The following is a 1386-nucleotide window of genomic DNA, read 5'->3' as shown; positions in this document are numbered from 1 at the left end:
GTTCGGCGATCCCTCCTCGCTCGATCGCTACGAGACGCTGTTCATCGACAGCATCACCGTGGCCGGCCGTCTCTGCCTGCAATGGTGCCGCGGTCAGCCCGAAGCCTTCGCCGAACGCACCGGCAAGCCTGATCTGCGCGGCGCCTATGGGCTGCATGGCCGCGAGATGATCGCGTGGCTGACCCAGTTGCAGCACACGCGCGGCAAGAACGTGATCTTCGTGGGCATCCTCGACGAGAAGGTTGACGACTTCAATCGCAAGCTCTTCGTGCCGCAGATCGACGGCAGCAAGACCGGCCTCGAACTGCCCGGCATCGTCGACGAGGTGCTGACACTCGCCGCCATCAAGGGCGATGACGGCCAGCTCCGCCGCGCACTCGTGTGCCAGACGCTCAATCCTTGGGGATACCCCGCAAAGGACCGCAGCGGCCGGCTCGACATGATCGAGGAGCCGCATCTCGGTCGGCTCTTCGCGAAGATCCGCGGCCCCGCCCGTCCGATCGCTGAGCGCCTGGCGCTGCCGGCGCCGACGCCTGCGCTGCCCGCGCCTGCCAACGCCCCGACCGCCTGATCCGAGGAGATCCCTTATGGCTTCCTGGAACGACTACAACGACGCCCAGTCCAACCCGAACCTGATCCCCAAGGGGACGCTGGCGAAGGTCCGCCTCACGATCCGCCCGGGCGGTTTCGACGATCCGAGCCAGGGTTGGACCGGCGGTTTCGCGACGCGCGGCAGCACCGGCGCCGTCTACCTCAACGGCGAGTTCACGGTCCTGGAGGGACCCTACGCCAAGCGCAAGATCTTCACGCTGATCGGCCTCTACAGCCCGAAGGGGCCGGACTGGGGCAACATGGGCCGCAGCTTCGTGCGCAGCATGCTGAACTCGGCGCGCGGCATTTCCGACAAGGACGTCTCGCCCCAGGCGCAAGCGGCGCGCCGCATCGGCGGCTTCGCGGATCTCGATGGGCTGGAATTCATCGCCCGCATTGATCACGGCACCGACACCAACGGCGAGGCCAAGAACGAGATCCGCGGCGCGGTGACGCCCGATCACCGGGGCTATGCCCAGGCGATCGGGCAACACACTGCGCCCGGCGGCTACGCGGCCTCGGCGGCCTACGCCGGACCGCCGCAGGGTCTCGCATCGCCGCAGCCGCCCAGCACGCCACCGGCCATGCACCAGGGGGCCTTCCCGCCGCCTCCGCAGCAGCCCGCCGCCTCCTCTGATCCGCGCCCCACCTGGGCGCGCTGAGGCAGGGCCGCACCAGCATGATGCTCCGCCCCCGCCAGAAGCTCTTCGTCGAGCGCAGCCTGCGTGCGCTCGGTGAGCACGGCAACACCCTCGGCGTCGCCCCGACCGGCGCCGGCAAGACGATCATGCTGTC

Annotated in this window: 2 protein-coding genes; both read left to right on the top strand. The window is 69.1% G+C overall.

The window, feature by feature from the left end:
- The coding region (locus KPL78_RS30000) for an ATP-binding protein (protein WP_219766971.1) at positions 1–571 on the top strand (571 nt) is incomplete at its 5' end.
- Positions 572–587: 16 nt separating this feature from the next.
- Positions 588–1253 (top strand): hypothetical protein, encoded by a 666-nt coding sequence (locus tag KPL78_RS29995; RefSeq protein ID WP_219766970.1) that lies wholly within the window; start codon positions 588–590, stop codon positions 1251–1253.
- Positions 1254–1386 lie beyond the last annotated feature (133 nt).

It is taken from the genome of Roseomonas alba, from assembly GCF_019430885.1.
GTDB classification, from domain to species: domain Bacteria; phylum Pseudomonadota; class Alphaproteobacteria; order Acetobacterales; family Acetobacteraceae; genus Neoroseomonas; species Neoroseomonas alba.
The sequence above is the reverse complement of the archived record's forward strand: the minus strand, read 5'-3'. Positions and strand labels throughout refer to the sequence as shown.

Bases quoted from the DNA above. Each gene is read 5' to 3' on its own strand.
- KPL78_RS29995 (WP_219766970.1), top strand. From the start codon at position 588: ATGGCTTCCTGGAACGACTACAACGACGCCCAGTCCAACCCGAACCTG.